The organism is Burkholderia cepacia ATCC 25416, assembly GCF_001411495.1.
In the GTDB taxonomy this organism is placed as follows: Bacteria; Pseudomonadota; Gammaproteobacteria; order Burkholderiales; family Burkholderiaceae; genus Burkholderia; species Burkholderia cepacia.
This window is the reverse complement of sequence record NZ_CP012981.1, coordinates 3,463,987-3,477,041: the sequence shown is the minus strand read 5'-3', so window position 1 is coordinate 3,477,041 and position 13,055 is coordinate 3,463,987. Positions and strand designations below refer to the sequence as shown.

The following is a 13,055-nucleotide window of genomic DNA, read 5'->3' as shown; positions in this document are numbered from 1 at the left end:
TACGCGTAGCGCTGCAGGTCGAATTCGACGATGCGCGTGACGCCAAAACGAAAAGGGCCTGCGTCGTGAGACGCAGGCCCTTGAATTCTTTGGTGGGCGGTACTGGGATCGAACCAGTGACCCCTGCCGTGTGAAGGCAGTGCTCTACCGCTGAGCTAACCGCCCAAAGAAGAATCAAATTATGTCAGAGCTTTTGGGATTCGTAAAGCCCTTTCTGCAATTTTTTTCAAATAGCCGCAAGCACCGGTTCGCGAGCCGTGCACTCAGCCCGCGAGCGCGGGCAGTGCATCGATCGACGCGCGCACGTAGTCGGCGAAGCGCAGCGCAACCGGCTCGGCGGTGCCGCTGCGCTTCAGCGCGAGCGTGCGCGATTCGAGCGACGCATCCTTCAGCGGCCGGAACGCGAGCCGGTCGCTCTTCGCCTGCTGCAGCACGCGCGGCACCAGCGCGACGCCCATCCCGAACTCGATCATCGACAGGATCGTCTGCCACAGCCGCGCTTCGTGGCGGATCAGCGGGCTGAAGCCGGCGTTCACGCATTGCGCGATGATCAGGTCGTGATAGTGCGGCGCTGCTTCGCGCGGGAACAGGATGAACGGTTCCGCGGCCAGCGCGGCAAGCGCGACCTGCCTGCGCCGCGCGAGCGGATGTGCGGCCGGCAGGCAGCACACGAACGGTTCCGCATAGACAGGTACCGATTCGACCTCGGGCGGGAAGTGGCCCCAGTGCGCGTAGCCGAGATCGATCTGGCCGCGCTGGATCGCCTGCACCTGCGCGTGCGTGTTCATCTCGCTCAGCACGACCTCGACGCCCGGGTAGTCGGCCTCGAAACGCCGCACCGCATCGGGCAGCCCGCGATACAGCATCGAATGAACGAAGCCGATCCGCAGCCGGCCCGCGAGGCCCGACGCGGAGCGCACCGTCAGGCGTTCGGCCTCGGCCGCCTGCAGCAGCAGCCGGCGCGCTTCGCCGAGCAGCACCTCGCCCGCGTTGGTCAGCGCGACGGTCTTGTTGGTGCGCGAGAACAGCTGGACGCCGAGCGCGTCCTCGAACTTGCGGATATCGAAACTCAGCGCCGGCTGCGAGATGAACAGGCGCTTTGCCGCGCGCCCGAAATGCAGTTCCTCGGCGACCGCCACGAAGTAGCGCAACTGCCTCAGTTCCATGGTGTCTCCTCGCGGCGTCGGCATCGATAAGCGATGTCTATCGTACCGGACAAATCCTGTATTGGACGCTTATCGATCGCGCGCCTACGCTCTGCGGAAAGCTTTGCACGGGACGGGCCGGGCGCCGCGGCGCCCCCCCGCCGGCCGATGTGCAGGCAACCCAGGAGACGCACGCATGAACGACACCGCTCGCACGCCGGACGCCGGCGCATCCAACATCCCCGACAGCCGGGGCCTCGATTTCTTCACGGCCGATCCCGATCTCGGCGCGTTGCTGAAGCTGCATCTCGGCGACGCGCACTATGCCGAACTGGAGCCTCGGCTGCGCGCGCTCGGCGCACGCGTGTCGGGCGAACTCGACGAATGGGCGTCGCGCGCGGACAAGCATCCGCCCGTGCTCGAACACCGCAACCGGCGCGGCGAGGCCGTGCAGCGGATCGGCAAGGATCCCGCGTATGTCGCACTCGAACGTGTCGCGTATGCCGAGCTCGGGCTCGCGTCGCTGAGCCACGGGGCGGAATCCGTTGCGCCGCTCGTCAAGTACGCGCTGACGTTCCTGTTCGTGCAGGCGGAATTCGGGCTGTGCTGCCCGGTCAGCATGACCGATTCGCTGACGCGTACGCTGCGCCGCTTCGGCGATCCGGCGCTCGTCGCGCGCTACCTGCCGAGACTCGCGTCGCGCGACTTCGACACGCTGTACCAGGGCGCGATGTTCATGACCGAGCAGGCGGCGGGTTCCGACGTCGGCCGGATCGCCACGCGGGCGACGCGCGAGACGGACGCGCACGGCGAGACCGTCTGGCGCCTGACCGGCGACAAGTGGTTCTGCTCGAACGCGGATGCCGATCTCGCGATGGTGCTCGCGCGGCCCGACGGCGCGCCGGACGGCATCAAGGGCCTCGCGCTGTTCCTGCTGCCGAAGACGCTGCCGGACGGCACGCGCAACCGCTACCGGATCGTGCGCCTGAAGGACAAGCTCGGCAGCCGGTCGATGGCGAGCGGCGAGATCGCGCTCGAAGGCGCGCAGGCTTTCCTGATCGGCGAGATCGGCCGCGGTTTCCACCAGATGGCCGACATGATCAACATGTCGCGGCTGTCGAACGGCGTGCGCGCGGCGGGGCTGATGCGGCGCGCGCTGAACGAGGCGCTGCACGTCGCCGCGCACCGCGAGGCGTTCGGCCGCAAGCTGATCGAGATGCCGCTGATGCAGCGCCAGTTGCTGAAGATGCTGCTGCCGGCCGAGGCCGCGCGCGCGATGTTCATGCAGATCGCGCTGCTGCTGCCGCAGGCCGATGCCGGCGACGAGCAGGCGGCGCGCTGCGTGCGGATCCTGACGCCGCTGATCAAGTTCCGCGCGTGCCGCGATGCGCGGCGCGTGACGGGCGATGCGATGGAAGTGCGCGGCGGCACCGGCTACATCGAGGAATGGAGCGATGCGCGCCTCGTGCGCGATGCGCATCTCGGCTCGATCTGGGAAGGCACGAGCAACATCGTCGCGCTCGACGTCGCGCGGGCCGCGCAGCGCGAGCAAGCGCTCGACGCGCTGCGTACCTTTCTCGGCGACCGCCTCGGCGCGGCGCCGCTGCCCGACGCGAGCCGCGCGGCGCTGCGGCGCATCCTCGCGCGCGCCTGCGACGCGCTTGCGCGGGTCGCGGCGGAAGGCGACGACGCGCGCGTGCGGCAGGCCGCGTCCGCGCTGTACTACGCAAGCGCGGCCGTGCTGATGGCGTGCGAGGGCGCGCGGCTCGCGCCGGATTTCCGGCGTCTCGCGCTCGCGCACCTGGTCGTGCGCCACAAGCTGCTGCCGGTCGACCCGCTTGCGCCGGCATCGCGCGACGACGAATCCGCTGCCTGCGCTGCGCTGCTGCGCGGCACGCCCATCGCGCTCGATACCGCGCTCGACCTGCTGCCGGAGGTCGAACGATGACCGCCTCGCGTGGCGCACTGGACGGCCTGAAGGTCGTCGACCTGAGCCGCGTGCTCGGCGGCCCGTACTGCACGCAGGCACTCGCCGACCACGGGGCGACGGTGGTCAAGATCGAGCCGCCGGACGGCGACGAGACGCGCGGCTGGGGGCCGCCGTTCCTCGGCGACACCGCGTGGTACTTCATGGGCGTGAACCGCAACAAGGAAGGGCTCGCGCTCGACCTGTCGCGCGACGAGGGGCGCGCGATCCTGTGGCGCCTGCTCGAAGAGGCCGACGTGCTCGTCGAGAACTTCAAGCCCGGCACGCTCGCGCGCTGGGGGATGGATTACGCGCGCGACCTGCAGCCCCGCTTCCCGCGCCTGATCCACTGCGCGGTGACGGGCTTCGGCGAAGCGGGCCCGCTCGGCGGGCTGCCCGGCTACGACGCGGTGATCCAGGCGATGGCGGGGCTGATGAGCGTCAACGGCGAGCGCGACGGCGACGCGACGCGCATCGGTCTGCCGATCGTCGACATGGTCACAGGCCTCAATGCGCTCGCGGGCATCCTGCTGGCGCTCGCGGAGCGCGGGAAGAGCGGGCGCGGACAGTCGATCGACATCGCGCTGTACGACTGCGGCGTGTCGCTGCTGCATCCGCATCTGCCGAACTTCTTCGGTTCGGGGCGCGTGCCGGCGCGCAGCGGCAACGCGCATCCGAACATCGCGCCATACGACAGCTACCGCACGGCGACCGTGCCGATCTTCCTCGCGATCGGCAACGACCGGCAGTTCGCGCGGCTCGTCGCGCATCTCGGTGCGCCGGCGCTCGCGGGCGATCCGCGTTTCGTCGACAACCGCAACCGCTGCGCGCACCGTCCCGAGCTGAAGGCCGAACTGGAAGCGCGGCTCGCCGCGCACGCATGCGAGCCGCTCGCGCGCGACCTGATGGCGGCCGGCGTGCCGTGCGGGCCGGTGCGAACGGTGGCCGACGTCGCGCACGATCCGCATGCGCTGCACCGGAACCTGTTCGTCGAGATCGGCGCGTATCGCGGCACCGCGTCGCCGGTGAAGCTGTCGCGCACGCCGGCTACCTATCGTTCGCCGCCGCCCGCGCTGGGCGGCGACACGCGCGCGGTGCTCGATCGCCTCGGCGTCGATCCCGCGCTCCAGCAGCAATTGCTCGACGCCGGCGTGCTGAGGGAAGCCCCCGGCTGACACGACGCCGCCGGCCGGCGGCGCCATGCCGGCCACCCGGGAAAGGCGCGCGGCAGTCGCGCCCCGGAAACACAAACATGGAGACATCGATGAGCCGTCAGCCATCCCCGTCCGCCGCGCCGCAGCCGCGGCCCGGCCGCGCCGCCTTCGCGGCGTTCGTCGGCACCACGATCGAGTGGTACGACTTCTACATTTACGGCACCGCCGCGGCGCTCGTGTTCGGCAAGGTGTTCTTTTCGAGCAGGATGGATCCCGGCGTCGCGACGCTGCTTGCGTTCGTCACGTTCTGGGCCGGCTTCGCCGCGCGGCCGCTCGGCGGCATCGTGTTCGGGCATCTCGGCGATCGTGTCGGCCGCAAGACCGCGCTCGTGATCACGCTGGTGATGATGGGGCTCGCGACGACCGGCATCGGCCTGCTGCCCGGTTATGCGCGGATCGGTGTATGGGCGCCGGCCGGCCTCGTCGCGCTGCGCGTGCTGCAGGGCATCGCGGTCGGCGGCGAGTGGGGCGGCGCGGTGCTGATCGCGAGCGAGAACGCGCCGAAGCATCGCAGCATCCTGTACGCGGCGTTCGCGCAGCAGGGTTCGCCCACCGGCAACCTGCTCGCCACCGCGGCCTTCTTCGCGCTGAGCGCGCTGCCGACACCGTCGTTCCTGATGTGGGGCTGGCGCATTCCGTTCCTGCTGTCGGCCGTGCTGGTGATCATCGGCATGGTGATCCGGCTGAGGCTCGAGGAGTCGGCCGACATGCAGCGCGTGCTCGCGCGCAAGCGCACCGTGAAGCTGCCGCTGCGCGACGTCGTGCGCGATCACTGGGTCGTCGTGCTGCTCGCGGCCGGCACGCTGCCGGTGATCAACGTCACGTACTTCCGCAGCACGTTCGCGCTGTCGTGGGCGACGAAGGAGCTCGGCTACGCGCAGGGCACGTTTCTCGGCATCCTGTCGATCTCGCTCGTCGTGCAGTTCCTGATGCAGCCGGTCGGCGCGTGGTTCGTGTCGAAGGTCGACATGCGCCGCGCGATGTGCTGGATCCTGATTCCGGAAATCGTGCTGATGCCGGTGATGTTCCATGCGCTCGCGACGCGTTCGTATTGGGTCGCCGTCGCGGGCATGTGCATCTCGACGATTCCGTCGGCGATGTTCTACGGCGCGGTCGGCGGCGTGCTGGCGCGCGTGTTCCCGGCGAACATCCGCTACACGGGCCTGTCGCTCGCGTATCAGTTGAGCGCGCTCGTCGTCGGCGGCGGCACGCCCGTGCTCGCGCAGGCGATCCTCAACACGACCGGCAGCATCGTCGGCGTCGCGGTTGCGTCGGGCCTTTACGCGCTCGTGTCGCTCGTCTGCATGCTCGCGCTGCTGAATCGCACCGGGTATCGCGCGGACGAACTGTCGACGGCCGAACGCAGCGATGCGGCCGAATGGGGCACCGAAGGCGGCAGCACGGCACCCGCGGCCGACGGGAGCGCGCAGTCGGGCGACGGCGGTGCTTTGAAGCCGGCCGGCTGAGCGGCACGCCATGCCGCCGCGCGGGAGGCGGGAACGCCCCGAGCGCATGTCGCCAAAAGAAAACGGCACCGTGCGAAACACGGTGCCGTCTTTCCCGGAGCACGCGGCCGGCAGGCTGCCGGCCGCGCGCATCGCATCATCAGCCTTCCGTCGGCGGCACGTAGCCGGACGCCTGGTCCGCGCCGTCGCCGAAGAAGTACTTCTCGGTCTGCTTCATCAGGTACTGGCGCGCGCGCGGGTCGGCCATGTTCAGGCGGTTCTCGTTGATCAGCATCGTCTGCTGCTTGAGCCAGCCCTGCCACGCTTCCTTCGAGACGCTCTCGTAAATGCGCTTGCCGAGTTCGCCCGGCAGCGGCGGGAAATCGAGGCCTTCGGCTTCCTTGCCGAGCTTCGCGCATTGAATCATTCGAGCCATCGTGTACTTCTCCTGTAATCGAACTGGGGGGAGGGCAGTCGTGCCTGCGCTCAGAGCTGCTTCATCAGCACGAGCGACTTGCGCTGCCAGTTATAGAGTTTGCGGCGGTCTTCGGGGAGGTCGTCGACGCTGACCTTGACGAAGCCGCGCTTGAGGAACCAGTGCTCGGTGCGCGTCGTGAGCACGAAGATGTGCGTGAGGCCGCGCGCGCGGGCGCGCTGCTCGATGCGCTTGAGCAGGCGTTCGCCGTCGCCCGAGCCCTGCGCTTCCGGCGCGACCGTCAGGCACGCCATCTCGCCGATCTTCTCCTGCTGGTACGGATACAGCGCCGCGCAGCCGAACAGCACGCCATCGTGCTCGATCACCGAGAAGTGGTCGATGTCGCGTTCGATCTGGTGGCGGCCGCGGCGCACCAGCGTGCCGTCCGACTCGAGCGGCTCGATCAGCGACAGGATGCCGCCGACGTCGTCCGGCGTCGCTTCGCGCAGGCTCTCGAGGTTCTCGTACGAGATCATCGTGCCGACGCCGTCGTGCAGGAACAGTTCGAGCAGCATGCTGCCGTCGAGCGACTGCGGGATCAGGTGGGCCCGGGTCACGCCGCCGCGGCATGCGCGGATCGAGTGCTTCAGGAAGAACGCGTCGTCGCCCTGGACGTTGCCGGAATCGAGCAGCTCGGCGGCCGCGTCGAGCGACATTTCGCGCACCAGCCCGCCTTCGTCGTCGACGATGCCGGGCGCTTCGGTCAGGAAGATGATCTTGTCGGCGCGCAGTGCGATCGCGGCGGCCGACGCGACGTCTTCCATCGACAGGTTGAACGCTTCGCCGGTCGGCGAGAAGCCGAGCGGCGACAGCAGCACGAGCTTGCGGCTCGCGAGAGAGTGACGGATCGACTCGGCGTCGATCTTGCGCACGATGCCCGTATGCGCGAAATCGACCCCGTCGAGAATCCCCACCGGCCGCGCGGTCACGAAGTTGCCCGACACGACGCTGATGTGCGCGTGCGCCATCGGCGAGTTCGGCAGACCCTGGCTGATCGCGGCCTCGATGTCGAGACGCACTTCGCCGGCCGCTTCCTTCGCGGATTCGAGCGCGCGCGCATCGGTGATGCGCAGGCCGTGCGAAAACTCGGATTCGACACCGTGCAGGCTCAGCTGCTCCTCGACCTGCGGGCGCGAACCGTGCACCAGCACGATCTGGATACCCATCGCCTGCAGCAGCGCGATGTCGGACACGAGCGCGTTCAGGAGCCCCTGCTGCACCACCTCGCCGCCAAACCCCACGACGAACGTGCTGTTGCGGAACTTGTGGATATAGGGCGCGACGGAGCGCATCCAGTCGACGAACTGCGCGTGACTGGCGGCCGAATCGTCGGCGGCCGGCGGCGTCGCGGCGCCGGTCTGGGCGGGGGGGAGGTCGGTTTGGGAATTCATGGGCGGGATTATAATGCGCCCCCATGTCGAATGTTTCTAAAAGTCCCGCGCCGACGCGGGCCAATACGCCGTCGGCCCGGCACCCGGATGGTGCGGCCGACGCACGCGAGCAGCAGGGCCAGCCAGCGCGCCAGCAGCAGGAAAAGCAGGCGGGCAAACCGGCAGACGCGCCGCGCGGGCCGCGCGGTGACGAACGGCGCGGCGATGCGCGCCAGTCCGCCGCGAAGGGCGCACCCCAGGCAACGGGCGAGCGTTCCCCGCGCCGCGCGCGGCCGCCGCGCGCCGTCGTCGCGCCGAACCCCGTCCCGCCGATCACGTACCCCGAAAGCCTGCCCGTGTCGGGCAAGCGCGACGAAATCGCACGCGCGATCGCCGGTCATCAGGTTGTCATCGTCTGCGGCGAAACCGGCTCGGGCAAGACCACGCAGCTGCCGAAGATCTGTCTCGATCTCGGCCGCGGCCTCGGCGCCGGCGGCACGGGCCTGATCGGCCATACGCAGCCGCGGCGGCTCGCCGCGTCGTCGACCGGCCGGCGGATCGCCGAGGAACTCGGCACGCCGTTCGGCGAGGTGGTCGGCTACAAGGTGCGCTTTACCGACAATCTCGCGCCGGGCGCGTCCGTCAAGCTGATGACGGACGGGATCCTGCTCGCCGAGACGCAGACCGATCCGCTGCTGAAGGCGTACGACACGCTGATCATCGACGAGGCGCACGAGCGCAGCCTGAACATCGACTTCCTGCTCGGCTACCTGAAGGAAATCCTGCCGAGGCGGCCGGACCTGAAGCTGATCGTCACGTCCGCGACGATCGACGCCGATCGCTTCGCGCGCCATTTCGGCACCGACGAGCGTCCCGCGCCCGTGATCGAGGTGAGCGGGCGGCTGTATCCGGTCGAGATGCGCTACCGGCCGGTGGCCGAGGATCGCCCGGCCGTGAAAAATGCCGAAGGCACGGGCGGCCGCGATCGCGTGAAGACCGCGCGCGAGGCCGAGCGCGACCTGATGGATGCGATCGTCGACGCGGTCGACGAACTGTGCCGCGAAGGCCCCGGCGACGTGCTGGTGTTCCTGCCCGGCGAGCGCGAGATCCGCGAGGCGGCCGAGGCGCTGCGCAAGCACCATCCGCCGCACACCGAGATCCTGCCGCTGTTCGCGCGGCTCTCGGCAGCGGACCAGGACAAGGTGTTCAAGGCATCGAACGCGCGCCGCATCGTGCTCGCGACCAACGTGGCCGAAACCTCGCTGACGGTGCCGGGCATCCGCTACGTCGTCGATACCGGCCTCGCGCGCGTGAAGCGCTATTCGTACCGGAACAAGGTCGAGCAGCTGCAGGTCGAGTCGATCTCGCAGGCCGCCGCGAACCAGCGCGCGGGCCGCTGCGGCCGCGTGGCCGACGGTATCTGCATCCGCTTGTACGAGGAAAGCGACTACCAGGCGCGGGCGCGCTTCACCGATCCGGAAATCCTGCGCTCGTCGCTCGCGTCGGTGATCCTGCGGATGAAGTCGCTGCACCTGACGGCGATCGAATCGTTCCCGTTCCTCGAGCCGCCGCCCGGCCGTGCGATCGCGGACGGCTACCAGTTGCTCAACGAGCTCGGCGCGGTCGACGACGACAACGCGCTGACGCCGCTCGGCCGCGAACTCGCGCGGCTGCCGCTCGACCCGCGCGTCGGCCGGATGATTCTCGCCGCGCGCGACCAGCAGTCGCTGCGCGAGGTGCTGATCATCGCGAGCGCGCTGTCCGTGCAGGACCCGCGCGACCGCCCGATCGAAGCGCAGGAGCAGGCCGACCAGGCGCACCGCCGGTTCGCCGACGAGCGTTCCGAGTTCCTGCAGTGGCTGAAGATCTGGGCGTGGTTCGAAGAGGCGGTCGCGCACAAGAAGTCGAACCGCCAGCTCGTCGACGCATGCCGGCAGAACTTCCTGTCGCACCTGCGGCTGCGCGAGTGGCGCGACGTCCATTCGCAGCTGCTGACCGTCGTGCGCGAGCACGGCTGGCGGCTCAACGAAGCCGAGGCGACGTACGAACAGGTCCATCTGGCCCTGCTGACGGGCCTGCTCGGCAACCTCGGCCTGAAGGCCGATGACGATCCGCACTATCTCGGCGCGCGCGGGATCAAGTTCTACCTGTGGCCGGGTTCCGTGCTCGCGAAGAAGGCCGGCCGCTGGGTGATGGCGGCCGAGCTCGTCGAGACGAGCCGGCTGTACGCGCGCTGCCTCGCGAAGATCGAGCCGGAGTGGGTCGAGAAGATCGGCGCGCACCTGCTGAAGAAATCGCTGTCGGAGCCGCACTGGGAGAAGCGCCCGGCGCAGGTCAGCGCGTTCGAGCGCGCGACGCTGTACGGGCTGCCGATCTACCACCGCCGGCGCGTCGCGTTCGGCAAGCAGGATCCGGCGCGGGCGCGCGAGCTGTTCATCCGCGGCGCGCTGGTCGAAGGCGAATTCGACACGAAGCTGCCGTTCTTCGCGCACAACCGCAAGCTGCTCGCCGACATCGAGCAGCTCGAGCACAAGTCGCGCCGGCAGGACGTGCTGGTTGACGACGAGCTGATCTACGCGTACTACGACCAGGCGATTCCGGCGGGTATCCACACGGGCGCCGCATTCGAGCGCTGGTATCGCGACGAGGTGAAGAAGGGCGGCCAGCCCGAGGACAAGCAGCGGCTGCTGTACCTGTCGCGCGACGACCTGATGCGCCACGAGGCGGCCGGCGTGACGACCGAGCTGTTCCCGAAGCGGGCGACGATGGCCGGCGTCGAGATGGCGCTCACGTATCACTTCGAGCCGGGCACGCCGCGCGACGGCGTGACGCTCGCGGTGCCGCTGTATGCGCTGAACCAGGTCGACGCGCGCCGCTGCGAGTGGCTCGTGCCGGGGATGCTGAAGGAAAAGGTGCAGTTGCTGCTGAAGTCGCTGCCGCAGAAACTGCGCCGGCACTGCGTGCCGCTGCCCGAGTACGCGGCCGGCTTCGTCGAGCGGATGGGCCGCGAGCGCTTCGGCGCGGGCGGCCTCGTCGAGGCGCTGATCGCCGACGTGCGCGGCGAGACGCAGGTCGCGATGAAAACGGCCGACTTCAAGCTCGAGACGCTGCCCGCGCACCTGTTCATGAACTTCAAGGTGATCGACGAGCACGGCCGCCAGCTCGCGATGGGGCGCAATCTCGCGCAGCTTCGCCAGGAGCTGGGCGCGCAGGCGCAGCAGCAGTTCCAGAAGATCGCGGCGGCGTCGACGATCGCGGCTGGCGGGGAGGGCGATGCGGGTCAGCCGGTCGGCCAGGCGCCGGCGGCGGCTGGTCCGGCCGGCGCACCCGGCCGCGGCCCGAAGCCCGCGAAGGGCGCGGCGCCGCAGACGTCCGCTCCGGCGGAAGCCGGCGCGACGGCGCTGTACGAGAACCTGACGACGTGGAATTTCGGCAAGCTCCCCGAGCTGCTGGAAATCCGCCGGCGCGGCCAGACGCTGTACGGCTACCCGGCGCTCGTCGATCGCGGCACGCATTGCGACGTCGAGGTGTTCGATTCGCCGGAGGAGGCCGCGCGCATCCACCGGGCCGGCCTGCGGCGGCTGTTCGCGCTGCAGCTGAAGGAGCCGATCAAGTTCCTCGAGAAGAACCTGCCGGGCCTGCGCGAGATGGCGATGCAGTACATGTCGCTCGGCACGCAGGACGAATTGCGCGACCAGCTGATCGACACGGCGCTCGACCGCGCGTGCCTGCAGGACCCGCTGCCCGACGACGACGCGAGCTTCCACGCGCGCCGTGACGAGGGCCGAAGCCGCCTGAACCTGCTCGCGCAGGAAATCGCGCGGCTGGTCGGGCAGGTCCTGGCCGAATACGCGGGGCTCGTGAAGAAGCTCGCGCAGGCGAAACCGTTCGCGCAGGCGCATGCGGACCTGCAGCAGCAGCTCGCCGCGCTGGTCGGCAAGCGCTTCGTGATCGATACGCCCTACGCGCAACTCGCGCACTTCCCGCGCTACCTGAAGGGCATCGCGCTGCGGATCGACAAGCTGAAGGCCGATCCGGCGCGCGACGCGAAGCAGTCGGCCGACCTGCTGCCGCTCGCCCAGCAGTACCAGCGCGCGGTGTCGCAGCGCGGCGGCGTCGCCGATCCGCGGCTCGCGGAATTCCGCTGGCTGCTCGAGGAATTGCGGATTTCGCTGTTCGCGCAGGAACTGCGCACGCCGATGCCTGTCTCTGTCAAGCGTCTGCACAAGGTCTGGGAGTCGATGCAGCGCTAGCGCAACATCGGCTTCCCGGGCTCCGCGCCGGCGGCGGGCCCCGGCCGGCCGCGCGGCGCTTGCCGGGCCGCCCGGCCGGGCACGCCGCCGCGTGCGTCGAAGTGGCGCAATGCCGGCCCAGGTCAACCGGCCGGGCCGGTTGAACGTTTTACAATGACGGTTGTTCCACGACGTGAGTCTTCATGCGCACTTTCCTTTCCCTCGGCCGCACGCTCGCGCTGGCCGCCGCCGTGCTGGCGCCCGCCGCCCACGCGAATAACGTGATCATCCTCAATTCGGCCGAAGCGACGCTTTCCCTGATCGACCAGCAGACCCGTCAGGTCGTCGGCACGATGCCGACCGGCAAGGAACCGCACCATCTGATGGCAACGCCCGACAATTCGTCGCTGATCGTTGCAAATTCGGTCTCGAACAGCCTGATGTTCCTCGATCCGAAGACGGGCAAGCTGCAGCGCACCGTCGAAGGGATCGACGATCCTTACCAGCTCGGTTTCTCGCCCGACCGCAAGTGGTTCGCGGCCGCCGGCCTGCGCCTCGACCGCGTCGACATCTACGGCTACGACGGCCGCGACCTGAAGCTCGTGAAGCGCGTGCCGCTCGAAGTCATGCCGAGCCACCTCGCGTTCACGAAGGACAGCAAGACGCTGCTCGTGTCGCTGCAGGTGTCCGGCGAGATCGCGGCGATCGACCTGCCGACGCAGACGGTCAAGTGGAAGATGAAGGTCGGCAAGGTTCCGGCCGGCCTGTGGCTCACGCCGGACGACAAGTACCTGCTCGTCGGGATGACGGGCGCGGATTACGTCGCGGTGGTCGACTGGCGCAACCAGAAGGTCGTCAAGCAGATCTATACCGGCAAGGGCGCGCACAACTTCCGTTCGCTCGCCGACGGCACGCACGTTGCCGTGACGAACCGGGTCGCGAACACGATCAGCATCATCGACGAGAACACGCTCACCAACGTCGGCGACATCACCGGCCTGCTGCCGGGCCCGGACGACATGGAGCTGTCCGCCGACAAGAAGACGCTGTGGGTGACGTTCCGCTTCGCGAAGAAGGTCGGGATCATCGACCTGGCGTCGCGCAAGCTGGTGCAGACGATCGCCGTCGGCCGTTCGCCGCACGGGATCTACTTCTACGACCGCGCGCCGTGGCGCGCCGCGAACGGCGCGTGACGGGCGGGGGAGAAC

Annotated in this window: 8 protein-coding genes and 1 tRNA gene; 5 read left to right on the top strand and 4 right to left on the bottom strand. The window is 69.2% G+C overall.

The window, feature by feature from the left end:
• Positions 1-90: 90 nt before the first annotated feature.
• Together APZ15_RS16055 and APZ15_RS16050 are read right to left on the bottom strand one after the other, a co-directional pair.
• Positions 91-165, bottom strand: a tRNA-Val gene (locus tag APZ15_RS16055).
• 98 nt (positions 166-263) lie between these two features.
• Positions 264-1,166 carry a LysR family transcriptional regulator gene (locus tag APZ15_RS16050; protein ID WP_027786944.1) on the bottom strand — a complete coding sequence of 301 codons (903 nt, stop codon included), beginning with the start codon at positions 1,164-1,166 and terminating at the stop codon, positions 264-266.
• Positions 1,167-1,341: 175 nt separating this feature from the next.
• On the opposite strand from APZ15_RS16050, the gene APZ15_RS16045 reads away from it, so the two are divergent.
• From APZ15_RS16045 to APZ15_RS16035, 3 genes are all read left to right on the top strand, one after another.
• The gene (locus APZ15_RS16045) at positions 1,342-3,093 is read left to right on the top strand and encodes an acyl-CoA dehydrogenase family protein (RefSeq protein ID WP_027786945.1); all 1,752 of its coding nucleotides are present in this window, start codon (positions 1,342-1,344) and stop codon (positions 3,091-3,093) included.
• Positions 3,090-4,286, top strand: a complete 1,197-nt coding sequence (locus APZ15_RS16040; protein WP_027786946.1) for a CaiB/BaiF CoA transferase family protein — start codon at positions 3,090-3,092, stop codon at positions 4,284-4,286. Before APZ15_RS16045 ends, APZ15_RS16040 begins: the two co-directional genes overlap by 4 nt.
• An 89-nt stretch (positions 4,287-4,375) precedes the next feature.
• Positions 4,376-5,791: an MFS transporter gene (locus tag APZ15_RS16035; RefSeq protein ID WP_027786947.1), complete on the top strand. Its 1,416-nt coding sequence runs from the start codon at positions 4,376-4,378 to the stop codon at positions 5,789-5,791.
• A 139-nt stretch (positions 5,792-5,930) separates the two neighbouring features.
• Here the strand turns inward: APZ15_RS16035 and APZ15_RS16030 are convergent, their stop codons facing one another.
• Both APZ15_RS16030 and argA read right to left on the bottom strand, forming a co-directional pair.
• Positions 5,931-6,206 carry an oxidative damage protection protein gene (locus APZ15_RS16030; RefSeq protein WP_006478357.1) on the bottom strand — a complete coding sequence of 92 codons (276 nt, stop codon included), beginning with the start codon at positions 6,204-6,206 and terminating at the stop codon, positions 5,931-5,933.
• A 50-nt stretch (positions 6,207-6,256) separates the two neighbouring features.
• Positions 6,257-7,636: an amino-acid N-acetyltransferase gene (gene argA / locus APZ15_RS16025; protein ID WP_027786948.1), complete on the bottom strand. Its 1,380-nt coding sequence runs from the start codon at positions 7,634-7,636 to the stop codon at positions 6,257-6,259.
• A gap of 23 nt (positions 7,637-7,659) precedes the next feature.
• Here argA and hrpA point away from each other — a divergent pair, with 23 nt between their 5' ends.
• Entirely contained in the window at positions 7,660-11,868 is a 4,209-nt protein-coding gene (gene hrpA / locus APZ15_RS16020) for an ATP-dependent RNA helicase HrpA (protein ID WP_027786949.1), read from the top strand.
• Positions 11,869-12,050: 182 nt separating this feature from the next.
• A complete protein-coding gene (locus APZ15_RS16015; protein WP_027786950.1) occupies positions 12,051-13,040 on the top strand; it encodes a YVTN family beta-propeller repeat protein in 990 nt (329 codons plus the stop codon).
• Positions 13,041-13,055: the final 15 nt, after the last annotated feature.